The organism is Aurantimonas sp. A3-2-R12 (assembly GCF_036016755.1).
In the GTDB taxonomy this organism is placed as follows: domain Bacteria; phylum Pseudomonadota; class Alphaproteobacteria; order Rhizobiales; family Rhizobiaceae; genus Aurantimonas; species Aurantimonas coralicida_A.
The window spans coordinates 49,244-71,226 of sequence record NZ_JAYXIH010000014.1; the positions used below are offsets into that span (position 1 = coordinate 49,244).

Below are 21,983 nucleotides of genomic sequence, written 5' to 3' on the forward strand. Positions count from 1 at the left end.
CGGTTCACGCGACCGGCTCGATCAGCAGAATCTCGATCCGCCGATTGCCGGCAGCTTCCGGATCGTCGGGATATTTCGGATCGCGGTCCGCCACACCTTCGATCGATTTGATACGGGTTTCGTCGAAACCGCCGCGGGTCAGCATGTAATAGGCCATATGGGCCCGCGCGGTGGATAGGCGCCAATTATCGTATTCGGCGCTGTGGAACGGACGCGCGTCGGTGTGACCGCGAATGACGACGTCGCCGTCGCGCCGGGCAAGGACCGCTGCGATCTTCTCCATCATCGCCACGGCCTCCGGCGTCGGCTTGGCCGATCCGATCTGAAACATGCCGGTTGCGAGATCGTCGGCGAGGGAGACCGTCACGCCGCCCTCCCCGGCAGTTACTTCGATATTGGGCGGCAAAGCCTGCCCCGATTTGGCCAGTTCCGCCTCGATCTCCGACCTGATCGCAGTCGCGTGCTCGGACGCCGCATCGGCGCCGTCTGTCGGATCGGCCGGCTCGCCGGGAGTGACCTGTTCGTCCGATGCCGCATCGGCCACGTCCTCCACAGGAGCGATGTCCTGTTCGGCCAGATCGCCCGCCGCCGAATTTTCTGGCGGCAGAACCGCAGTCTGGAATTCGGCCGGAGGCTGCGCTTCGGTCTGCCCGCCGCTTTCCACGGTGTTGGGCGTGAGCTGCCATGACGCGGGGTCGAACGGATCGCGATAGGCATCGCCGCCATTGAGCCCGGGCAGGCCCGATCCATCGGGCTTGCCCTCGAGTTTGCCGGAATTGCTGGAGACGCTCTCCGCGGCAATCTCGGCCAAAACCGCGTAAGGATCGCGGAACAACGCCTGCTCTTCGCCGCCGGTTTGATCGCCCGCCAGCGGCATGCCGTTAGGGTCGCCATTGGTCTCGGCGCGGCTTTGCCCCTGGTCGTTGGCGTCCCGCGAGGCGCCGTCGTCCTTGCTCTCGACACCCCGGCTCGCCGGCGAGGCATCATTCAGCTTGATCGGGTTGAAATACTGCGCGACCTGCTTGCGTGTCGCGTCGTCCGAGGCGTTGGTCAGCCACATAACCAGGAAGAACGCCATCATCGCCGTCATGAAGTCGGCGAAGGCGATTTTCCAGACGCCACCGTGATGCGCCTCCTCGGTGTGGGCCCGGCGACGGACGATAATGATTTCCTGGCGCTCGAGATGCCCCGCCTCGGACTGTTCGCTCACGCGAGGGCCTCTTCCAGTGCCGCGCGCCAGCCGTGCAGACGTGACTCGATGACGGTCTGGTCGCACTCGATGCGAACGTCCACCAGGGTCTCGTCGCTCTGCCACGTCACGAAGTCGCGGCCGGTGCCCAAGGCTTCGTCAAGGGCCGTGAGGAGATCGGCGGGACCGGTCGCGCGAACCGACAACGCCTTGCCATCGCCGATCAGCATGCGGGTAGCGTCGGCAAGTTCCAGAACGCTTTGCCGCCGGCGGGTATTGACGGCAATTGGTCTCAATACGGAGGCCAAGGTGGTCCGCACGACCATCTCGATACGGTCGAGCCGACCTGAAAGTAGTGTCGCAAGCCGCTCGCCTTCGGCCGTCGCCCACTCGGCGCGCGCCGCCTCGATCGCAGCGGATTGGGCCGCTTCGGCCAACTCGCGTTCCTCGGCCCGGGCGGCCTCTATCGCTGCATCCATTTCCGCCTGCAACGCGAGGCGCCCGTCATCGGGCTCTTCGGCGCCGTCGACGTCCGCGTCCAAGTCCGGCAAGGCGTCGGTTCCGTCGCCGAAGTCGAGCGACTCCGGCATGTCCGTCGCCGGCCAATGCGCCTCGCCCGTCAGGTCGGGCATCCCTGCTTCAGGCAGGACCAGCTCGTCGACCTCATCGACCTCGACGATCTCCGGAATAGGCGATGAAATGACTGGGACGGCAGTCCCCGTCTCGACATCGCGGCTGGCAACCAGGATCGGATGCTCAAAGGTCGGTTTGCTCGAGCGATTCACGGGCGCCAGACTCTCGAATGGCATTCCGTCGTCCGCGTCGAATTCCGGGAGGTAGTGCGCGAGAGGGAGCATGTATTACGCCGCCTGTGTTTGGTGTATCCACTGCTTGAGAACTTGCGCCGCGTGCTCCTCGTCGAAATCGACGAGCTTTTCGAGACGCGCCTTTGGCGACGTCGCCTGGTTGCGGGTCAAATCCTCAAGATAGGCCGGGTCCATCCCGACCATCTGAGCTATATCGTCGGAAGCTGGTGCGGCGCCGACGTCGAAGTTCAGGCTGTTCAAAAGGTCGGTATTGGGCGAGTCGAAGGGATCGACCTCGTTCTCGTCCTTGGCCGGCGGAATCGCGACGATCGCTCGAATCGCGGGTTTCAAGCCGAACCAGATGAGCAGCACGGCGACGGCAAGGATCGTCAGCGCATTGATCAGCGTACCGGACTGCCGCATGAACATCTCGCCGAACCCTGGTGAGGGGATCGGCTCGAGCGCGCTGCCGGTGTCGAGGAAATCGACGGCGGTCACCTTGAGCTGGTCGCCGCGTTCGCTGGAAAAGCCCGAGGCGGAAGCGACGAGCGACTCGATCTCACCGATGCGCGCATCGACCTGATCATCCGTCGCGTTCTCGCCGATCGCTTCCAAGATACGCTGACGGTTGATGACAACGGCGATCGACAGGCGCTCGATCTCATAGCCGTCGCTGGTCGTGGAGATCGTCTTCTCGTTAATCTCGTAATTCGTGAGCTCCTCGCGCCGGTCCTTTTCGTCCACCGATTTTTCGCCCGTCCCCGTCGCCGTCTCGTCTGCGGCACGAACGTCCTGCTCGACCCCCACGGGGGCCTGGTTCGTCGAATCCTGGCTCTGCGCCGTCTCACGGATACTGCGCGTCGAGCGTTCCACTCGGCTCTCGGGATCGAAAATCCGCTCGCTCACCTGCCTGCGGTCGGTGTTGAGGCTTGTCGAGACGCTGCTCTGGAAATTGCCGATGCCAAGATAGGGCGCGAGCGTACGCCGGATCGATTCCTCGACACTCTTCGACACCACGCTCTCGATGCCGAGCAGCTTGCCGGGCGCAGCGGAGGCAGCATCGTCCCCCGATGCGAGCAGCGTGCCATCGGCGTTGAGCACCGTCACCTCGCCAGGCGTCATGCCGGGAATGGCCGATGCGACAAGCGAGCGAATCGCCTGGGCGGAGCCGAAATCCTGCGAGCTGTCGGTACGGATGACCACACTGGCCGACGGCTTGCGCTGCTCGCGTCGAAACGAACCCTCGTCCGACAGGACAATGTGGACACGCGCGGCGCGGACATCTCTCAGGGTCTGGATGGTGCGGGCGATCTCCCCCTCCAACGCCCTGACGCGGGTGATTTCCTGCATGAAGGAGGTCAGGCCGATCGAGCCGAGATTGTCGAAGAGTTCGTAGCCGGCGTTTTCAGAGCGCGGCAATCCCTTCTCGGCCAACAGCATGCGCGCCGGAGCTGTCTGCGAGAAAGGCGTCAGAATGGCGTCTCCCTTGGCACTGACGTCGAAGGAGATGCCAGCCTCGGTCAGCGCCGCGCCAATCCGCGTCACATCGGTCCGATCGAGGCCGGAATACAGCGTCTCCATGTCGGGACGGGACAAATAGTAACTGCCGAGGCCGACGAGCGCGATGACGAGAAACCCGACGAGGCCGAGAGCCGATAGCTTTCTCGGGCCGAGAGAGGAGAGACTGCTGAAAAGCTGCTGAGCTTGTCCGTTAATGGCGAGCGCCATGAATTAACCCTACGATTTTCCGGTGGCACGGTATGCGATCGGCCGGACCATGCCGACCGAAGCTTGCGCGAGACCACGGTTAACGAAAGGTTAACGCCCTGCCCCAGCAATTACGTCAGGGCAGCCGCAGGACTGTAGGCAAACGAAAACGGGCCCGGCCTTGGAGGCCGGACCCGTTCAGATGTCCTGCTGTCTATTTCCGGCGGAGGTTTACCGGAAGAGCGAGAGCAGCGACTGGCTGGAGGAGTTGGCGATCGACAGCGCCTGAACACCGAGCTGCTGCTGGGTCTGCAGCGCCTTGAGACGGGTCGACTCTTCGGTCATGTCCGCGTCGACCAGGGCGCCAACGCCCTTGGCGATCGTGTCCATAAGTTTGGAGACGAAGTTCGTCTGCATCTCGATGCGGTTCTGGACGGCGCCGAGGCTGGATGCCGCGGTGGTGACCTGAGACAGTGCCTCGTCGACGACCCGGATGTAGGCCTGGACCTGGCCGGACGTCACGCCAGCCGTCGAGATGTCGATGTCGTTGACTGCCGTCGAGAAGGTGCCGGTGGCACCGGCAACGGTGTCAGCCGCTGCCAGACCGAGATCGGCTACGGCCGGTGGGGTTGTGCCGGAAGAGGTCGCGGCGCTGACCGTGAAGCTCTCGAGCGAGTTGAAGCTCACCGCGCCTGCGGCGATCGTCACGTCGATGCCCTGGATGCCAGCGTCCTTCAGGGCCTGGGTGTAGACCGCCTTGAGATCGCCATCGGACTTGATCGTGCTGCTGGCAAGGCCGGCGTCGGTCAGCGTCTGCTGGGTAATTTCGACCGTGCGGCCGGCAGCGCCGTTCTGCGAGATGCTGAACGAGACCTTGTTGTCGGCACCGAAGGCGACCGCCGTCGTCTCGACCGTAGAAGTGCCGGTTGCCGCAGCGAACTGATCGATATCGATGGTCTTGTCGAGGATGCCGGCATCGGCGGAGAAGAGCCGGATGTTGGCAATATCGACCTTGATCGAACCAACCGAAAGCATCCCGGAAGAGTCACGCGACAGCGAGGAAACGATTTCCTTCTGCGTGCCAGCGGCAGTGTTGCTGAGCCAATTCTGACCGGAGAACGAAGCCGAATCGGAAATCGTTTTCAGCTGTTCCTGCAGAGCGGTGATTTCCGACTGAACCTTGGCTTTGTCGACGCCTTCGCCGGTTGCCGTGGTCAGCTTGGCCTTGATCTCGTTGAGCACGTCCTTGGCGGCGGTGAGGCCGGTATAGGCAGTGTCGACCGTGGCAGCGCCAATGCCGAGCGAATCGGACACCGCCGACATGGCCTGGTTGTCCGAGCGCATGGTGGTGGCGATCGACCAGTATGCCGCATTGTCCTTCGCCTCGCCGACGCGGAAGCCGGTGGAGATGCGGGACTGAGTCTGGTCGAGCGAGGAGTTGATCATCTGAAGGCTCTGGAGAGCCGTCATGGCGGAAGCGTTGGTGTTGATGCTGGTCATAGTAGGGTGTCTTCCCGTTACGCGAATACAAAATTGGGATGAGACAGTCCGGGTTGGCCGGGATAGCGAGTCGGCATCATGCCTGTGGTCTGATTTTCCCGTCCGACCACTTCGCTATGCCTCCGATATAACGGGCGATTTCCTTCCAGCTCCTTAAAGCAACACGACCTCTTCTGCTTCTGCCGAAACTCCATCTCCTTATGGTTAACCAATCGGAATGAGGTATAGTTAATGAAAAGTAACATCAACGCGTGTGAGATCCGACAGATTGCAACCCAGAGCGTCCAAGCGACCGAACCATGCCGCCAACGGAAAAGGCCGCCCCTTGCGGAGCGGCCCTTTCATGCAGTGATATGGCTGTTGGGGGTGGGTTAGCCTTGGAACAGCTGCAGAATTGCCTGGGTAGAGGTGTTGGCGATCGACAGCGCCTGGACACCGAGCTGCTGCTGGGTCTGCAGCGCCTTGAGGCGGGTCGACTCCTCGGTCATGTCGGCATCGACAAGAGCGCCGACACCCTTGGAAATTGTGTCCATAAGCTTGGAGACGAAGTTCGTCTGCATCTCCACCCGGTTCTGGACGGCGCCGAGGCTGGATGCCGCGGTGGTAACCTGCGACAGCGCTTCGTCGACCACCCGGATATAGGCCTGAACCTGTCCCGAAGTGACGCCAGCCACCGAGATGTCGATGGCATCGACCGCCGTGGAGAAGGTGCCCGTGGCAGCAGAAACGGTATCGATAGCCGCCAGACCAATATCGGCGACCGCGAGGCCACTCGTCCCGGAGCCCGTCGCGGCGGTGACCGTAAAGCTCTCGAGCGACTTGAAGCTCAAGGCGCCCGCGGTAATCGACACATCGATACCCTGAATGCCGGCGTCCTGCAGCGCCTGCGCGTAAACTGCCTTGAGATCGCCGTCGGACTTGATGGACGTACCGGCCAGACCCGCGGCGGTCAGGGTTGCCTGGGTAATTTCCACGGTGCGGCCAGCGGCGCCGTTCTGCGAGATGCTGAAAGTGATCTTGTCGTCGGCGTTGGCAAAATCGACCGCGGTGGTCTCGACCGTCGACGTACCGGTCGCGGCCTCGAACTGGTCGATATCGATGGTTTTGTCGAGAATGCCGGCATTGGCGGCGAAGAGGCGGATACTGACGATGTCGACCTTGATCGACCCGACGGCGAGCTTGCCACTGGCATCGCGCGACAGCGACGAAACGATTTCCTTCTGGGTGGTCGCGGCCGTGTTGCTGAGCCAATTCTGACCGGAGAACGAAGCCGAATCGGAAATCGTCTTCAGCTGTTCCTGCAGCGCGGTGATTTCCGACTGCACCTTGGACCTGTCGACGCCATCACTGGTCGCGGTCGTCAGCTTGGCCTTGATTTCGTTGAGCACGTCTTTAGCGGCGCTCAGGCCGGTATAGGCGGTGTCGACCGTGGCCGCGCCGATGCCGAGCGAGTCGGATACCGCCGACATGGCCTGGTTGTCCGAACGCATGCCGGTGGCGATCGACCAGTAGGCCGCGTTGTCCTTGGCTTCCGCCACACGAAGTCCGGTCGAGATCCGGTTCTGGGTGTCGTCCATCGCCATGTTCGTCTGCTGCAGCGTCTGCAGAGCCGTCATCGCTGCGACGTTGGTGTTGATACTCGTCATTCCATTACCCTTAATGGCGCAGTCGCCCTTCATGGGCTTTTTGCTAAATCAAGGTCCGCGTCATCATGTTCGGTACCGTCGCGGGTTAACCTAGGTTCTTAACGTTAACCAAGTGTGAAAATGCGTCCCGACCGGGTGTGTTTGGCGCGGCTAAAAAAACGAGCGGACCAACGATCCGACAAGCATGTTCCAACCGTCGATCAGGATGAAAAACAGGATCTTGAAGGGCAACGAGATGATCGTCGGCGGCAGCATCATCATGCCCATCGACATTGTCAGCGTGGCGACGATCATATCGATCACCAGGAATGGCAGCACGATGAGAAAGCCGATCTCGAAGCCGCGGCGCAGCTCGGAAATCATGAAGGCCGGTATCAGAACACGCAATGCGACGTCGCGCTCGTCGGCGGCCCCCTGCTCGGCCGGCTCGACCCGCGTGCGGCTGGTCGCGTCGGCAATGTCTCCGAATAGCGCCAAATCCGCGGGTCGCACCTGGGTCAGCATGAAGTCCTTGAACGGATCCGTGATCCGATAGAACGCGTCCTCCTCGCTGATCGAATTGTTCAACAACGGTTGCAGACCGTCGTTCCAGGCGCGGTCGAAGGTCGGTGCCATGACGAAAAAGGTCATGAACAGCGACAGGGATATCAGGATGAGGTTTGCCGGCGTCGTCTGCAGGCCAATTCCGGCGCGAAGGATCGACAGCGCGATGACGATACGCGTGAAGGAGGTGACCATCACCAGAAGCCCCGGCGCGACCGACAGAATCGTGACGATGCCGAACAATTGCACGATGCGGCCCGACGCGCTCGAATCCCCGGCAGGGATCAGAGCTGCCAGCCCGGATAGATCGGGGGTTTGCGCAAAGGCCGGCGTGGCGAAGAGAATGGCGAGAAGAAAGAGCAGCGGTCTCATTCGGCGACCATGGTCTGGATGAGATAGTCGATGACCGCCGGTGAGCGCAGGCGGGCCCGTTCGCGCAGGTCTTCGCGCAGATGAAGCAGTCCGCGCGTACCCTCGATCTGGGCAAGCTGGACCGAACGCAGGAATGCCAGCGTATCCGATTCGATCTCCGCGGCGAGGACATCGGCGTTGACGCTGCCATCGTCTTTCAGGACCAGCGAAGCCTCGATGCGAAGCCAGGTGCGCGGGGGCGCGTAGATGTTGGTGAGGATCGGCTTTAGCGGAATCAGGCGGAGCGGCGTCTCGTCATGCTCCGCCGTAGCCAGGTCGCTATCGCCCCTGTCGACCTCGTTTGCCGTTTCGACCGGCGGCGTGGCAGGCTCAGTTTTCTGCTCCGGCGATGCCCCGGACTTGCCGAGCATACTGCCGAGGAAGGCTCCGCCACCGCCCGCGACGAGAGTCAGAATCACCACCACCACGACGGTCGGAATCAGTCCGTCACCCTTCATGGCGCTGTCTTGTTTTTGCCGGAAGTGCCGATCTCGACCATGCGACGACCCCTCTCCACTCACGCGTCGGCGGCAGCGCCCTCATGGCGATGCCTTTGCCGACGACCGAGCGATATCGGGTCTGGCTGTCGCGAGACTTGCGGGGGTACAGCCGCCGGTTGCCCGGGCCGATCCGCGGCTTTGCCGGAAAGGCGACAGGCCTCAGTAAGGCGCGACGATATCGTAGATCTGCTGGCCCCAACCGGGCTGTTGAACCTCGGTAATGCGGCCGCGGCCGCCATAGGAAATCCGCGCCTCGGCGATCTTGTCATATTCGATGGTGTTGTTCGCCAGGATGTCGCGGGGCCGGATGATGCCGGCGATGGACAGCACCCTGACCTCGAAATTGACCCGCATTTCCTGTTGGCCGCTGATGAACAAATTGCCGTTCGGCAGCTTCTGGCCGACCACGGCCGCGACCGACAGATCGATGTCCTCGGACCGCTTGATCCTGCCCTTGCCAGCCATGTCGGACTTGCCGTTGGCGCCCAGTGTCGCCCCAACGGTCGGCAGTGTGTATTGGCCGAAAGTTCCAGCCAGATCGAGCCCGGAGTCGATGCCGGACTTGCGCGAACGCTCCGAATTGTTGTCGAGCGATGCCTGGTCGCGGATCTGGATTTTCACCGTGACGATATCGCCAACGCCGAGGGCGCGCGGATCCTGGTAGAAGTCGGCACGCTCGTCGCTCCACAACGAATGCGGTGTGCGCGGTCCGGCGGCCGGGAACGCGGCCGGCTGGGCGACGATCGGCGGATTCTCATAGAGCCCGGCGCCAACCGGCGACAGGGCCGGCTCGCGAAACGCGTCCTCGCGCGTCGTCGAGCAGCCGGCCAGGGCGGCGAGCGCAATAACGGCCAAAGCTCTCACGATTTGCTCTCCGCGACCTGTTTCTCGTCCATCGAACCACCGGCGGAGGTCTTTTGAACGATCAAGTTGGTGATTTCGGCGGCGGTGGCTGGCGGCATCGCGCTGAGAATGTCGCTGGCCTGACGCGATTTCAGCCGGGCGATCAACGAGGCAGCGGAATCGCGGTCGATCTGAGCGAGTTGCGCGGCGGCAGCGTCAGCCTTCATCTTGGCATAGATGTCGACGATGATCGTGGATGCGCCGTCGAGGAAGCGGTTTCGCTCCGCCAGCCATTCCTGATAATCCTTCCGCTTGGCTTCGAGGGCGTCGATCTGCTTGCCGATCTCGGTTTCGAGTTCGGTCAATTGCTTCTGCTCCAAAGCGTAGCGAGCGTCCTGGGCCTTGTCAGCGATATTGAGACAGTACTTCTCGACCTCACTGGCGGGCTTTTTGCGTTTGGCGACGTCACCGCTCTCGCCGATGATTCGGACTTCCTGAGGTGGGATTTCGGGCGCTCCAGCCGCATGCGCGAAGCCGATCGGCGCCAGAGCAGGGGCGAAAACGACGAGCCAGGCAGCGCGCCATCCCGTTCGCGTGAAAGTCTGAATCATCATTGCACCACGAGTTCGGCCTGTAAGGCACCAGCCGTCTTGATCCCCTGCAGGATCGCGATGATCCCCGTCGGCTTCAGCCCCATACCGTTGAGGCCGCGAACCACGGATTCCAGATCGGCGCCGCCGACGAAGGCGAAGGACCCGCCACTCTGCTGGGCGTCGACGATGGTTTCGGAGGTCACCACGGTCTGCCCCTTCGAGAAGGGCTCAGGCTGCGAGACGGCCGGCAGTTCGCTGACCCGGACGGTCAGATTGCCATGGGTCAGGGCGACGGTGGAGATCTGCACATCCCTGCCAATGACGACCGTGCCGGTCCGCTCATCGATAACGACCCGCGCCACCTGGTCGGGCTCGATCCTGAGATCACCGATCTCGGCGATGAAACGGGTGCTCGACACCTTCGCGGGCCGCTTGAGATGGATCGTACGGAAGTCCTCTTCCTGCGCGACGGCCGCGCCCCAGCGATTGACGGAATAGTTGTTGACGATGTCGACGACGCGGATCGCGGTCTTGAAATCCGGATTGAAAAGCTCGATCGCCAATCGGCCGTCATCGTTGAAGGCACCAGGCACCTCCCGTTCGACAAGCGCGCCGTTCGCGACCCGGCCAGTGGTTGGTACGCCCTGGGTCAGGCGTTCGCTGTCGCCCTGGGTGGAAAAACCGCTCACCGCAAGCGGGCCTTGTGCCACTGCGTAGATCTCACCATCAGCGCCATACAGCGGCGTCATCACCAGCGTACCCCCCATCAGCGACGAGGCGTCGCCGAGCGAGGACACGGTGACATCGATGCGCGAGCCGGTGCCGATAAAAGCCGGCAGTTCTGCGGTCACGATAACCGCCGCGACATTCTTGCTGCGCGAGGACTGGGACCGGATGTTGACGCCCATCCGATCGAGCATCGACTGCATCGACTGCTCGGTGAATGGCGCGTTGCGCATGGAATCGCCGGTCCCTTGAAGACCGATCACGAGACCGTAACCGACGAGTTGGTTGGCCCGCACGCCGCGAATATTGACGATGTCCTTGATGCGGACGGTGCCGGCCGCATCTGCCGGGTTCCCACGGACATGCTGGAGCTTTGCCACAGCCTGACCGCCGGCGCCGCTATAGTCGGCGGCCGACGTGCCCTGAAGGCTCGCGGCGATGAGGAGGACCCCGAGGAGCAGCCGAACGATCATCCGTGGATCCGAACGCTGCCGTCGGCTTCGACGATACCGGAGACGACGAGACCGCTGTCGGCGTTGCGCACGCGCACGATCTCGCCTTCGGCGGCCGAGCGCAGCGCCGTGCCGAGGCCGGTGATGATCAGCCCGCCTTCGCGGAAGACCATCGTCACGGCCGCGCCGGCCCGCACCAGGTCCGGGGTTTTGAGATCCGACAGAAGGATTGGCTTGCCCGGCAGAAGAGTGCGCCGTGCCACCTGCCCCGCGAGCATGTCGTCTTCGATGACGTAGAGCGTGATCTTTTCGTCCTTGACGATATAGGCCTTGTAGGAGATCCCCCGGTCCACAACGCTTTGACCCGGATAAACGACGGCCGCAGGAACCGGAAGGTCGAGCTCGGCCGCAAATCCCTGGATCGGAACAAGCAGTGCCGCAAACGCGGCGAGACCCGCGGCCACCAAAAGGCCGGATGACAGGGCTCGGGGGGTGGTTGCCACGAAGCTCATGGACTAACGGAGCCCCTTGGTGACGACGCTTGCCATCTCGTCGGCCGCCGAAATCACCTTCGAATTCATTTCGTAAGCCCGCTGAGCGGAAATGAGCTGCGATATTTCCTTCACGGGATCGACGTTGGAATCCTCCAGATAGCCCTGATGAACCACCGCCATGCCCGGATCCCCCGGAACGCCCGCGGTCGGCCCGCCCGAAGCGAGGGTTTCCTTGAACAGGTTGCCGCCCTGTGCAGCCAATCCCGCGTCATTGGCAAAAGTCGCGATCGTCAACTGGCCTATCTCTTGCGCATCGGCCTGACCGTCCACCTGAGCGAAAACCTGTCCGCTCTCGTTGACGGTGATTTCGGTGGCGTTCTGCGGGACCGTGATGGCCGGTTCGACGCGATAACCGTCGAGCGTGACGAGTTGCCCCTCACCATTGGTGTTGAAGGCGCCGTCGCGGGTATAGAGAATCTCGCCGCCAGGCCCTTCCAATTGGAACCAGCCGGCCCCGTTCAGGGCGAGATCGAGCTTGTTACCAGTCTGATTGAGCGTGCCCTGGAGATTGATGTTGCGGATTGCCGCGAGACGCACGCCGAGGCCCAGCTGGGCGCCTTCCGGCACCACACCCTGCCCGCCCCGCGCGGGAACGCCCTGCATCCGTTCCACCTGGTAGAGCAGATCGGTGAACTCGGCGCGCGCGCGCTTGAATCCGGTCGTGTTGATGTTCGCGATGTTATTGGCGATGACCTCAACGTTGGTCTGCTGGGCGTTCATGCCGGTGGCGGCGATTGCAAGGGCTCGCATCGGGTGGCTCCTTCAGGATGATGGACCGGCATTCCAATGTTCCTGGAGCGCCGGAAAAGCAGTATTCGCGAGGCGAATGACAGGGCCGGATCGCCTCAGATCGCCATGCGGGACAGTTCGAGATAGGCGCTGACGGCCTTGTCGCGGATGGAAACAGCCGTCTGGAGCGTCCGTTCGGCGGCCATGACGGATTCGACAACGGACTGCGTCGTCGCATTGCCGTTGATCCCCTTGATCGACGTTGCCTCGGCGGTCTTGACCGTGTTGACGGCTTCGCTCGCGATCTGCGACAGAACCGTGCCGAAGTCGGCCCCAGCGGCTGCCTGAGCAGGTCCCGTTGGGGTGAATGTATTGCCGACCGCGCTGGTGCCGATGCTCGGAAAGGTTGCTCCGATGGATGGGATCATGGTCAGCTCCTCAGAAGGTCGATGGTCATGTTGATGATTTCGCGCGCCTGCTTCACCACCTGGATGTTGGCTTCGTAGGAGCGGTTCGCCTCGCGCATGTCCGCCATTTCGACGAGCATCCGTACATTCGGCATTTTCACGTAGCCCTCGGCGTTGGCCGCCGGGTTGCCCGGGTCATGCTCGAGGACGAAGGGGGTTTCGTCAGTCCCGATTCCGCCGACCCGGACCATTTCGGCACCGGTGACACGATCGAGCTCACCCTGGAAGGTGACCGTCTTGCGCTGATACGGATCGCTACCGGCTGTCGTCCCCGTGGTCTGGGCATTGGCGATGTTCTCGGAAACCACCCGCATGCGCGTGGACTGTGCCTGAAGGCCACTAGCGGCGATCCTGAGCGGGGCAAGAAGCGGATCGGACATCGGAGTTATCCCTTCACGGACATGACGAGCAGGCGGTGAAACGCCTTCACGACCGACGTATCGAGAGAATACGCCCGAGAAATCTCACCGGCCTTGAGCATCTCCTGCTCAAGGCTCACGGAATTGCCGGAATGGGTGACATCCCAAGGCGTTTCAGTGACGACATCCTGACTGTCGCTGGTACCGCCGAGCGAGGCCATATGCATGTTGCTGGAGCTCGCGAGATCGAGACGTGTCGAAGCCAGAACCTCGCTGAAGGACGCCAGGTCTTTGGCTTTGTAACCAGGCGTATTCGCATTGGCGACGTTTTCGGCCACCACCGTCTGGCGCGTGGCCAACCACGAGGTGCGCTGCGAAGCGATTCCAAAAAGATAGACCTGTTCCATGACATCTCGCGCCAATGCTCTTGAGACTCATGGTCTAGGAGGAAGCGCTTGTCCGAAGCTTGCCCTCACGGTGATAACCGGTTGAGAAGGAACGGACGAGACGGCGTAGAAAGGCTCAGGGGGCCAAGGCATCACCGTTGCGGAGCGCTTGCGTCCGATGAGCGCAAGACATCGTCAGACACGGCCGCGGCGGCCGACGAGCAGCGATGTCAGGCGTCGGGTGGGGAGATGGGCTCTTGCAAATGTGCGCCGAGGATCGCCCGACGCAGTTCCTCGGTGCCGCCGTCAGCCATCTCACCGGCATCGTCGAACGCGATGTAGGTGATATCCACCGCCGCCGCAGAGGCGCCCAGCTCAAGCTGGAAATGGGCGGTGACGCCGGCATGTTTGAACTCGAGGGCGAGCGAGACAATCGGCACGCCGCCCCAGTTCAGACGCACGTCGCCGGAATTGGCAAAGCGCAGCACACCAGGCTTGAGATACAACTCCGCCGAGGAGGTGACGATATCCGCAATATTGCCATAGCGTTCGAGACGGAGGAAGGCGATGTAGTCGACCACGTCCACGAGACGAAGTTCGGCGACGACTTCCTTGATGCCATCGGCAAGCGCCCGCTCGCGAGACAGGGTGTTGTGTTTGCGGATATCGAGCATGACTATGCGGTAGCGACTCCGACCTTCGAACCCGTCCGGGAGTGGAGGAAATAGATGAGTTCGGCAATTGCCTTGAAGAATTGCGGGGGAATCATCTGATCGATTTCGACATGATCATACATAGACCTTGCCAATAGCTTGTCTTCTATCACCGGCACGTCGTTGGCCTCGGCGATTTCCCGGATCTTCAGGGCGACCAGGTCGGTGCCCTTGGCAACTACCATCGGCGCGCCACCGTCTTCGCGAACATATCGCAGCGCGATCGCGTAATGGGTGGGGTTGGCGATCACGAGCGTCGCGAAGGGCACGTCGGTCATCATGCGCCGGCGCACCCGGTCGCGGGCGATCTGGCGCTGCCGTCCCTTGACCATCGGATCGCCCTCGGCCTGTTTGTTTTCGTCCTTGATCTCCTGCTTCGACATCTTGAGGTCGCGCCGCCAATGGATGCGGCTCATGGCGAGATCGGCTGCGACGAGCACGATCGTCGCGATCGAGACGCCGGAGAGAAGCTTCATTGCCAGTTCGAGAATCAGTTCGGGCACCAGCACCGGATCTGCGAACATGGTGCGCATCATCGTCGGGAAACCCGACATGAGGAGCGTGCCGACGACGACGCCTATGGTGAGAAACTTGAACACAGACTTGCCGAACTCCGTCAGCCCACGCAGACCAAAAATCCGCTTGAACCCGGCCGACAGCGAAATATGCGACGCCTTTGGCCGAATTCGTTCGAAATTGATCTGCGGCGCGTTTTGGAGAACCGACGAGACGACGCCTCCGATGACGAAGAAGACGGCCGCGGGCAGAACGAACCGGGCGCCTTCAAGAGCCAGCATATGGAGGACGTGTAGGGCATCGGCACTCGTATTCAGATCCCATTGCAGGGGGTTTTCGAACGTCGTCTTGAGCACGAGAAGCAAATGGCCCGCACCGTCGCGGATCTGAAACGCGATAAAGGCCATTGCAGCGAGAAGCGACGCCAGAATCGGCGCCTCGCGCGAAACCGGAAGGTTACCCTTCTCGATCGCATCGTTGATCTTCTTCTCGGTCGGTTCTTCCGTTTTGGAGGATTTGTCCTCGCTATCCGACACGGTGGATTATACCCTCGAACCCATTGACGTTCAGTGAAGACTTGGCGGCGCTTCCCCCATGTCGCAGAATTCCTACCGTCCCCGCCTGCACCGCGCCGGCTGTCATTCCTCGTCCTCGGCATGCAGATTGAGCTTGCCTTCCCCCCATAGAGTAAGTCCAGTGGCCGCGATCTGCCGACGGGCTTTGTCAACCTCGGCGGGAGGAGGCTCGTCACTCCGAGAAAGTTCGGCCTCTACCATTCGCCGAGAACGCGAACTCATGCACGAGAGAATGGCCTCTTTGGTTTCTTCGTCGACACCGCCAAGGGCCAGGATGACAACCTCTGTTCCCGTCGCGTCCAGGAGAACCATGCGATCCCGCTTGGACAAGGTAACGACGTCTTCGAAGCTGAACAGAAGGTTCCGAAGCTTTTCAGCATCCTTCGGCTGCTTCACGACCAACATTTCGAGCAACTCATCGGCATGACCCTTGCTCATTCGGTTGACGATATCGGCGAGAACCGTGTGACTGCTGGCTTGGTCAGGACGATCGGAGGTGGCCAGATAGGAATGACGAAGGTGGTTCTCCAGTAGCCGTTGTACGGGCCTAGAAAGCGACTTCAGAGACAAAACCCGCCGCATTACCTCATTGCGGAACGCCGGATCGAATTCTTGGGCGATCATCGCCGCGGTCTCTGCCCTGATCTTCGACAACAGGACGGCGACAACATGAGGGTGTTCCCTCGCCAGTTTCGGCGCCAGCATCTCGTGCTGCAGATTCGCCACTGCGTCCCAAACACTACGAGTCTCGCGATCGGGTTCTTTCCCCGAACCGTCGAAGTCGTCGACCGAGAAGATGGACTCGAACTCCTCCGCCGACAGCGCGTTCTGGAGAAGTTCTGTCATTTGCTCGCCCGGACCATTTAAACCCGGCGATTTCTTGAAGGCCTCTTGGAAGTGATCGACCAATTCGTCGATTTGGTCCGGTGTAATCGAAGCCAGACCAGCCGCACTTTCCTTTAACAGTTTGATCTCGTCGGTCGTGAAGTGCTTCAAAACCCGGGAGGCCCCAGCGCTGCCTAAGGCAATCAACACGATAGCCGCACGAGCGCGGCTACTCGCTGGCAGCTCCGAGTTTTCGTCCTGATAGGTGGCAACCATCGACATCGTGGATCAAGCGGCCCGCGGTTTTTTCGACGGAAGGCGAGCACCTGGCTTCGCAACTTCGGTCAAGGTCACTCCGAAACGCTGGTCCTCGTTGTCGAGTACGACAATCTCACCGCGAGCTACAACGCGACCGTTCACGATCACATCAACCGGATCGCCGACTTTCGTATCGAGTTTAACGATTGCGCCACGGCCAAGATTAAGGATGTCGGCGACGGTCATCGTTGTTGAACCGAGAACGACATGCATCGTCACCGGTACGTCCATGACAAGATCAAGATCGAGCCGATCATCCTGGCCCGTCGGCCCTACTGCTGAGTCTTCATTCTCGGTTGCAGTATCGTTGTCTTCAGTCATGGTGCGATCCATCTTACGCTTTGACGGGCCGCTTCATGCGGCGCGAATTCGCCTAGCCCAACCCATCAACGGGTTAGCGGGCCAGACTGGCGTGAAGCCTGTGTATCGTCGTTTCAAGACCTTCTGCATCCGAGGCCGCCGAGACTGCACGATCATGACAAGATTCACACCGGGCCCTGTTATGGTCTGCCCTTGAAATCAGCAATTCGAGGCGGTGGATCGTCTCTTTCGCTTCGACAACTTGCGCCTCCAGCGAGCGCAGTGTCTGGACACCCTCATGTTTCAGCACGACGACGGCATCCGCGGCTCTCGTGATAGCGTGATTGGCTTCTGTCAGCGCGGCGCCGAGGCCGCTTTCCGATGCCCGCAATGCTCGGAGCTCCTGATACATGCGGCCGCTTCTAAGTGCGGTGACGACGAGCGCCACCATTAGCACGATGTCAGTCAGAAAGGATGTCATCGATAAACTCCTCGGCAGGGTCCACCCGCTCTTCTATCCGCAGGACGTAGTCTACCCCTGAACGCCCCATCCGAGCGCGCAAGAGGGCCCTACCCTCACATTCCACAGCGATTAGGCTGGCGGCGTTGATTTCCAATTCGATCGTTTCTCCCACTTTGAATCCCGCAATCCTTCTCAGCGGAATCTTCTTCTTAGCGAGAACCGCGTCCAGACGAAGATCGCTTTGGGCGAAGCTGGCCTTGATGCCTGCGGACCAATTTTCGTCGCGATCGAGTTTGACGACGTCAGGCAGTTCGCGGAGGAAGCGTCGGTGTGGAGCGAAGAAGCTGCTCGGCAGCCCAAAGGTGATGGTCGTCGTAAGAGTGCCAACGCGCAACTCGAACCGGAACAGGACAAACCGGTCGCCGGGGTCGCCAAGCTGCTCGGCAAGTTCGGACGGATCGATCAGATTGCTCGCCGAAAGGCGGAATTCGGCAATATCATTGAAGACCGGGTCGGCAGCTTCCGCAATCGTCGTTAAGGCCAGTTTGACAACGCCGCGGTCGAGGTCAGTCGGTTTTCGGGGCTGATCATCCGAGGTCGAAGGCTCTGCCGCGAAGAGGGCGGCGATCAGGGCTTCGACACCGGAATTGTTGAGAGTGACGTAGCCGGGGTGCCGAAAGCGCGAGGAGCTCAATACCGCATAGAGCGAATTGCTTGCGGTATCGGCATCCAAGTCAGGTGCGAAATCTGCTTCGATATCGTGCAAGGTGAAATCGAAAGAAGTACCCGCGAGCGCCGTCATCCGAGCGGTGGCCGCGGTTGCCCATGCCTCGGCCAAGTGCCTGAGACGCGGCAGTTGTCCCGGTTCGAACTCGGCGGCAGCGCGAAGCCGGTCCCCTACGTCTTCAGCATCGGATAATAAACGGGGCTCACTCATGGACTACGCCGCCGATCCGCCGCCGATGGTTTCATTTTCGACCTGGTCGATGGTCGGACGGTCATATGAAGAGATCGTTTTGCGTCCATATTCGAGGGCTACCTGCGGCATCGCTCCGTTCATATAGGCGATAAGCGTCGATTTCACGATGGTGAACATCCGACACTTCTTGTCGCGCACCCCTTTTACCTTGTTGGCGATCGGGCCGACCACACCGTAGGAAAAGAAGATGCCGGCAAAGGTTCCGACCAATGCCGCGCCAATCAGGCCGCCGAGAATTTCGGGGGACTGGTCCAGAGCGCCCATGGCCTTGATCACGCCCAAGACAGCGGCGACGATCCCGAGCGCGGGTAGTCCGTCCGCCATGTCCTGCAGCGCGTGCTTGGGCTTCATCTCATCGTAGGTGATGGTCTGGATTTCCTCCTCCATCAACGATTCGATCTCGTGCGGCCGGGCATTGCCGATGATGATCAGCCGGCAATAGTCGCAAATGAAGCTGGTCATGGGATCGTCTTTCAGGACATCCGGATAGGCTTGGAAAATCGTCGATTCCTTCGGATCGTCAATGTGCGCCTCGACCTCGCTGCGCGATTTCGAGCGCATCTCGCGCATCAGCTGATGCAAGAGCCCGAGGACGTTCAAATAGTCATTCGGCTTTGGAACCTTGTTCTTGAAAGCCTCCATGACCGCCTTGCCGGTATCCTTCACGACCTTGGTCGGATTGGCGACGAGGAAGGTCCCGATCGATGAGCCCAGAATGATGACGTATTCGAATGGCTGGACGAGAACCATCAATTTCCCGCCCATCGCGACGAAGCCACCGAACAGGGCTCCAAACGTCACGACCAGCCCAAGCAGAATACCCATGCGGGCCCCCGATTTCTTAATTTTCGAGTGTCACCGGTAGGTAGGCCCGCTTGTGCGAGCCTTGCCGAAGGGTCGGCGCGGTCAGGAAAACCCGCTCGCTCTTGCCGAACAGCCTGGCGCAAGCAAGCTGCCCGATTTTCGGACCACTTGAAATATGTTTACCGGAGGGCGCGACCATGCTGGGCGCAACGACCAGTTTCGAACTCATACGTCGCGATCTTCCGGCCGCTCTCGATCGCACGGCGAAGCAACCGACGGTCGAACGCGCGACCGAACGCTATCTGGAGGCAATCTCCTCGATCAAGACGGTCGAGGATTTCCTCTCCAACGATCGTGTCTACAATTATGCCATGAAGGCCTTCGGGCTCGAGGATATGACTTATGCCAAGGCGTTCATGCGCAAGGTTCTGGTCGAAGGCATCGACGACAAGGAGAGCTTTGCCAACAAGCTGACCGACAATCGCTACAAGGACTTCGCCGAAACCTTCAACTTCGCGCGTTACGACAAGACCGCCATGGCATTCGACCGAGCCCAGCAGGGCGTCGTCGACAAATATGTTCGCCAGACGCTTGAGGAAGACACCGGAACCCAGAGCGAAGGCGCGCGGCTCGCTCTGTATTTCGAACGCGCCGCCCCGACGATCACCACGACGTTTTCCATCCTCGCCGACAGCGCTTTGATGAAGGTCGTCCAGGTCGCCTTCGGCATTCCCCCCGAGATCGGCGCGCTCGATATCGACAAACAGGCGGCGATCTATGAACAGCGGCTGGACATCGAGGATTTGAAGGATCCCGAGAAACTGCAGAAGCTGCTGACGCGCTTCACCGCGATCTACGACACGACAGAAACCTCGGCACAAGCGACCAATCCTGCCCTTGCGCTATTCGGATCGCCGAGCGCCGGCATCGACGGCAACCTGCTGCTCACACTCCAGTCGTACCGCAGCGGAGGCTTCTGACCTTGCAGACCGCACTTCCCGTCGCCCTGTCCGCGCAACTGGCCCTCGAGAAGCGGCTGGACACGATCGCGCACAATGTCGCCAATGCCCGCACCGCCGGCTTTCGGGCCGAAGAAATCAAGTTCGAGGCGCTGATCTCCCGGGCCGGACCGGACCCTGTCGCCTTCGCCTCCGAGGGCACGACGTATCTGTCGACCCGCGCAGGGGAAATGACCCAGACTGGCAATACGCTCGACATGGCGGTCTCCGGCGATGCGTTCTTCGCCATCCAGGGACCCAACGGCCCGGTCTATACGCGCGACGGACGAATGCGGATCAGCGCCGAAGGGACGGTGGAAACGCTCAATGGCTACCCGATCCTCGACGTTGGTGCCGCCCCCTTACAGGTCGACCCGAACGCCGGACCTATCGCGATCGCGCGCGATGGCATGATCACGCAAAACGGCGGCCAGATCGGCGCGGTCGGGCTGTTCGCCATGCCGCGGAACGCCAACCTAACGCGGTTCGAGAACTCCGGCGTCATCCCTGACCAGGCCGCGGTTCCCCTTGTCGACTTCGGCGATGTCGGCGTCATGCAGGGTTTCGTCGAAGGCTCCAACGTCAATCCGGTCCTGGAGATCAGTCGTCTCATCGCCCTGCAGCGCGCGTTCGAAAGTGCCTCCAATCTCGTCCAGACCTCCGAGCGCACGCTCGACGATGCGGTCAAGAATCTCGGTAACATGTCGTGACGGCATTTGCGGAAAGCAGCTACAAGATCCCGCCACTCGAGGAGGAGCGCCTCGCGATCTCGGGACACATCGTCGACGTGTCGCCCCAGGCCTTCAAGGTGGCGGGTCTGTCGCCCTTCGTGCGGCTCGGCGACTGCGTCGCCTGTCCCGGCCCAAACGGTGAGGAAATCGGCGAGGTAGTCCGCATCGAGGCGGACAGCCTGACCATCAAGCCCTTCGGCAGCCGCTTCAACCGTGGAGTCAAGGCGCCCGCAAGGCGGATCGGTCCGCTGACGGTCGCGCCGTCGGAGCGCTGGAAGGGGCGGGTCGTGAACGCGTTCGGCATGCCCTGCGACGGGGCGGGGCCGCTGGCCGCCGGCGACGAGGATCGCCTGGCCGATGCCGCGCCGCCACCGGCGCTGCGACGCGGCCGTGTCGGCGGCTCGGTGCCGACCGGGGTGCATGCGATTGATATCTTTACCCCGCTGGTCAAAGGGCAGCGCATCGGCATCTTCGCCGGCTCCGGCGTCGGCAAGTCGACGCTGATGGGTATGCTGGCGCGCGCGCAAGGCTTCGACACCGTGGTCGTCGCTCTCGTCGGCGAGCGCGGCCGCGAAGTGCGCGAATTTCTCGAAGAGACGATGGGCGGCGACTTGCAAAAGCTCGTCACTGTGGTCGCGACGGGAGACGAGAGCCCGATGATGCGGCGGCTCGCGCCACGCACAGCGACATCGGTCGCCGAGTATTTTCGTGACCGTGGCGAAAACGTCCTGCTCATCGTCGATAGCGTAACCCGCCTCGCCCATGCCGCCCGCGACGTGGCGCTCGCGGCCGGCGAACCACCGGTCGCGCGCGGCTATCCGCCCAGCGTCTTTTCCGAGTTGCCGCGGCTTCTCGAGCGCGCCGGCCCCGGCCTCGATGGCTCCGGGACGATCACCGGCATTTTCTCCGTTCTGGTCGACGGCGACGATCACAATGATCCGATCGCCGACGCCATCCGGGGCACGCTCGACGGCCATATCGTTCTCGACAGGGCGATCGCCGAGCAGGGCCGGTTTCCAGCGGTGGACGTGCTGAAATCGATCTCGCGCCTCGCCGACCGGGTCTGGGACGAGCAGCAGCGCGAGCTCGTCACGCGCCTGCGCAGCATGATCTCGCGATACGAGGACACGCGCGATCTGCGTTTGCTCGGGGGCTATCAGCGCGGCAACGACGAGACCCTGGATCAGGCCGTCGACCTCGTTCCGCATGTTTACGACTATATGATCCAGCACCCCGGAGCCGTCACGAACGTCGAGCCCTTTGCCGAGCTCAGCGCACGGCTGAAGAAGAGCTTTGCCGCCGCGCGGGGGCCGGCCAAGGCGTGACGTTCAGTCGCAACTGAACAATTTC

General features: G+C 61.7%; 25 protein-coding genes. 3 read left to right on the forward strand and 22 right to left on the reverse strand.

Annotation, left to right across the window (positions count from 1 at the left end):
• Positions 1-4 precede the first annotated feature (4 nt).
• The 22 genes from VSX60_RS09390 to motA form a co-directional block, all read right to left on the reverse strand.
• The gene (locus tag VSX60_RS09390) at positions 5-1,210 is read right to left on the reverse strand and encodes a MotB family protein (protein WP_327623893.1); all 1,206 of its coding nucleotides are present in this window, start codon (positions 1,208-1,210) and stop codon (positions 5-7) included.
• On the reverse strand, positions 1,207-2,046 hold the full coding sequence (locus VSX60_RS09395) for a hypothetical protein (protein WP_327623894.1): 840 nt from the start codon (positions 2,044-2,046) through the stop codon (positions 1,207-1,209). The genes VSX60_RS09390 and VSX60_RS09395 overlap by 4 nt, the downstream gene beginning before the upstream one ends.
• 3 nt (positions 2,047-2,049) lie before the next feature.
• Positions 2,050-3,723 (reverse strand): flagellar basal-body MS-ring/collar protein FliF, encoded by a 1,674-nt coding sequence (gene fliF / locus VSX60_RS09400; RefSeq protein ID WP_327623895.1) that lies wholly within the window; start codon positions 3,721-3,723, stop codon positions 2,050-2,052.
• 210 nt (positions 3,724-3,933) lie between these two features.
• The gene (locus VSX60_RS09405; RefSeq protein WP_327623896.1) at positions 3,934-5,202 is read right to left on the reverse strand and encodes a flagellin N-terminal helical domain-containing protein; all 1,269 of its coding nucleotides are present in this window, start codon (positions 5,200-5,202) and stop codon (positions 3,934-3,936) included.
• Positions 5,203-5,573: 371 nt separating this feature from the next.
• Positions 5,574-6,848, reverse strand: a complete 1,275-nt coding sequence (locus VSX60_RS09410; RefSeq protein ID WP_327623897.1) for a flagellin N-terminal helical domain-containing protein — start codon at positions 6,846-6,848, stop codon at positions 5,574-5,576.
• A gap of 150 nt (positions 6,849-6,998) precedes the next feature.
• Positions 6,999-7,763, reverse strand: coding sequence for a flagellar type III secretion system pore protein FliP (gene fliP / locus VSX60_RS09415; protein ID WP_327623898.1), 765 nt, complete (start codon positions 7,761-7,763; stop codon positions 6,999-7,001).
• Positions 7,760-8,260, reverse strand: a complete 501-nt coding sequence (locus VSX60_RS09420; RefSeq protein WP_327623899.1) for a flagellar basal body-associated FliL family protein — start codon at positions 8,258-8,260, stop codon at positions 7,760-7,762. Before VSX60_RS09420 ends, fliP begins: the two co-directional genes overlap by 4 nt.
• Before the next feature lie 201 nt (positions 8,261-8,461).
• A complete protein-coding gene (flgH, locus tag VSX60_RS09425) occupies positions 8,462-9,166 on the reverse strand; it encodes a flagellar basal body L-ring protein FlgH (protein ID WP_327623900.1) in 705 nt (234 codons plus the stop codon).
• Positions 9,163-9,756 (reverse strand): MotE family protein, encoded by a 594-nt coding sequence (locus VSX60_RS09430; protein ID WP_327623901.1) that lies wholly within the window; start codon positions 9,754-9,756, stop codon positions 9,163-9,165. Before VSX60_RS09430 ends, flgH begins: the two co-directional genes overlap by 4 nt.
• Positions 9,756-10,937 (reverse strand): flagellar basal body P-ring protein FlgI, encoded by a 1,182-nt coding sequence (flgI, locus tag VSX60_RS09435; protein ID WP_327623902.1) that lies wholly within the window; start codon positions 10,935-10,937, stop codon positions 9,756-9,758. Before flgI ends, VSX60_RS09430 begins: the two co-directional genes overlap by 1 nt.
• Positions 10,934-11,419 (reverse strand): flagellar basal body P-ring formation chaperone FlgA, encoded by a 486-nt coding sequence (gene flgA / locus VSX60_RS09440; protein ID WP_327623903.1) that lies wholly within the window; start codon positions 11,417-11,419, stop codon positions 10,934-10,936. The genes flgI and flgA overlap by 4 nt, the downstream gene beginning before the upstream one ends.
• A 12-nt stretch (positions 11,420-11,431) precedes the next feature.
• On the reverse strand, positions 11,432-12,220 hold the full coding sequence (flgG, locus tag VSX60_RS09445; RefSeq protein WP_327623904.1) for a flagellar basal-body rod protein FlgG: 789 nt from the start codon (positions 12,218-12,220) through the stop codon (positions 11,432-11,434).
• A 95-nt stretch (positions 12,221-12,315) separates the two neighbouring features.
• The gene (locus VSX60_RS09450) at positions 12,316-12,627 is read right to left on the reverse strand and encodes a flagellar hook-basal body complex protein FliE (RefSeq protein WP_327623905.1); all 312 of its coding nucleotides are present in this window, start codon (positions 12,625-12,627) and stop codon (positions 12,316-12,318) included.
• Between the two features lie 2 nt (positions 12,628-12,629).
• A complete protein-coding gene (flgC, locus tag VSX60_RS09455; RefSeq protein WP_327623906.1) occupies positions 12,630-13,046 on the reverse strand; it encodes a flagellar basal body rod protein FlgC in 417 nt (138 codons plus the stop codon).
• Positions 13,047-13,051: 5 nt separating this feature from the next.
• On the reverse strand, positions 13,052-13,432 hold the full coding sequence (gene flgB / locus VSX60_RS09460; protein WP_327623907.1) for a flagellar basal body rod protein FlgB: 381 nt from the start codon (positions 13,430-13,432) through the stop codon (positions 13,052-13,054).
• Positions 13,433-13,641: 209 nt separating this feature from the next.
• Positions 13,642-14,085, reverse strand: a complete 444-nt coding sequence (locus VSX60_RS09465) for a hypothetical protein (protein WP_327623908.1) — start codon at positions 14,083-14,085, stop codon at positions 13,642-13,644.
• A gap of 2 nt (positions 14,086-14,087) precedes the next feature.
• Positions 14,088-15,176 carry a flagellar biosynthesis protein FlhB gene (gene flhB, locus VSX60_RS09470; RefSeq protein WP_327623909.1) on the reverse strand — a complete coding sequence of 363 codons (1,089 nt, stop codon included), beginning with the start codon at positions 15,174-15,176 and terminating at the stop codon, positions 14,088-14,090.
• A gap of 102 nt (positions 15,177-15,278) precedes the next feature.
• Positions 15,279-16,322, reverse strand: coding sequence for a FliG C-terminal domain-containing protein (locus tag VSX60_RS09475; RefSeq protein ID WP_327623910.1), 1,044 nt, complete (start codon positions 16,320-16,322; stop codon positions 15,279-15,281).
• Between the two features lie 6 nt (positions 16,323-16,328).
• Positions 16,329-16,679 carry a flagellar motor switch protein FliN gene (gene fliN, locus VSX60_RS09480; protein WP_327623911.1) on the reverse strand — a complete coding sequence of 117 codons (351 nt, stop codon included), beginning with the start codon at positions 16,677-16,679 and terminating at the stop codon, positions 16,329-16,331.
• A gap of 73 nt (positions 16,680-16,752) precedes the next feature.
• On the reverse strand, positions 16,753-17,139 hold the full coding sequence (locus VSX60_RS09485; protein ID WP_327623912.1) for a DUF6468 domain-containing protein: 387 nt from the start codon (positions 17,137-17,139) through the stop codon (positions 16,753-16,755).
• Entirely contained in the window at positions 17,120-18,058 is a 939-nt protein-coding gene (locus VSX60_RS09490; protein WP_327623913.1) for a FliM/FliN family flagellar motor switch protein, read from the reverse strand. The genes VSX60_RS09485 and VSX60_RS09490 overlap by 20 nt, the downstream gene beginning before the upstream one ends.
• Before the next feature lie 3 nt (positions 18,059-18,061).
• A complete protein-coding gene (motA, locus tag VSX60_RS09495) occupies positions 18,062-18,925 on the reverse strand; it encodes a flagellar motor stator protein MotA (RefSeq protein WP_327623914.1) in 864 nt (287 codons plus the stop codon).
• Between the two features lie 176 nt (positions 18,926-19,101).
• Here motA and VSX60_RS09500 point away from each other — a divergent pair, with 176 nt between their 5' ends.
• From VSX60_RS09500 to fliI, 3 genes are read left to right on the forward strand one after another with little or no spacing between them, the layout of a single operon-like run.
• A complete protein-coding gene (locus VSX60_RS09500) occupies positions 19,102-19,884 on the forward strand; it encodes a DUF1217 domain-containing protein (RefSeq protein WP_327623915.1) in 783 nt (260 codons plus the stop codon).
• A gap of 2 nt (positions 19,885-19,886) precedes the next feature.
• A complete protein-coding gene (gene flgF, locus VSX60_RS09505) occupies positions 19,887-20,612 on the forward strand; it encodes a flagellar basal-body rod protein FlgF (RefSeq protein ID WP_327623916.1) in 726 nt (241 codons plus the stop codon).
• A complete protein-coding gene (fliI, locus tag VSX60_RS09510) occupies positions 20,609-21,958 on the forward strand; it encodes a flagellar protein export ATPase FliI (RefSeq protein ID WP_327623917.1) in 1,350 nt (449 codons plus the stop codon). The genes flgF and fliI overlap by 4 nt, the downstream gene beginning before the upstream one ends.
• Positions 21,959-21,983: the final 25 nt, after the last annotated feature.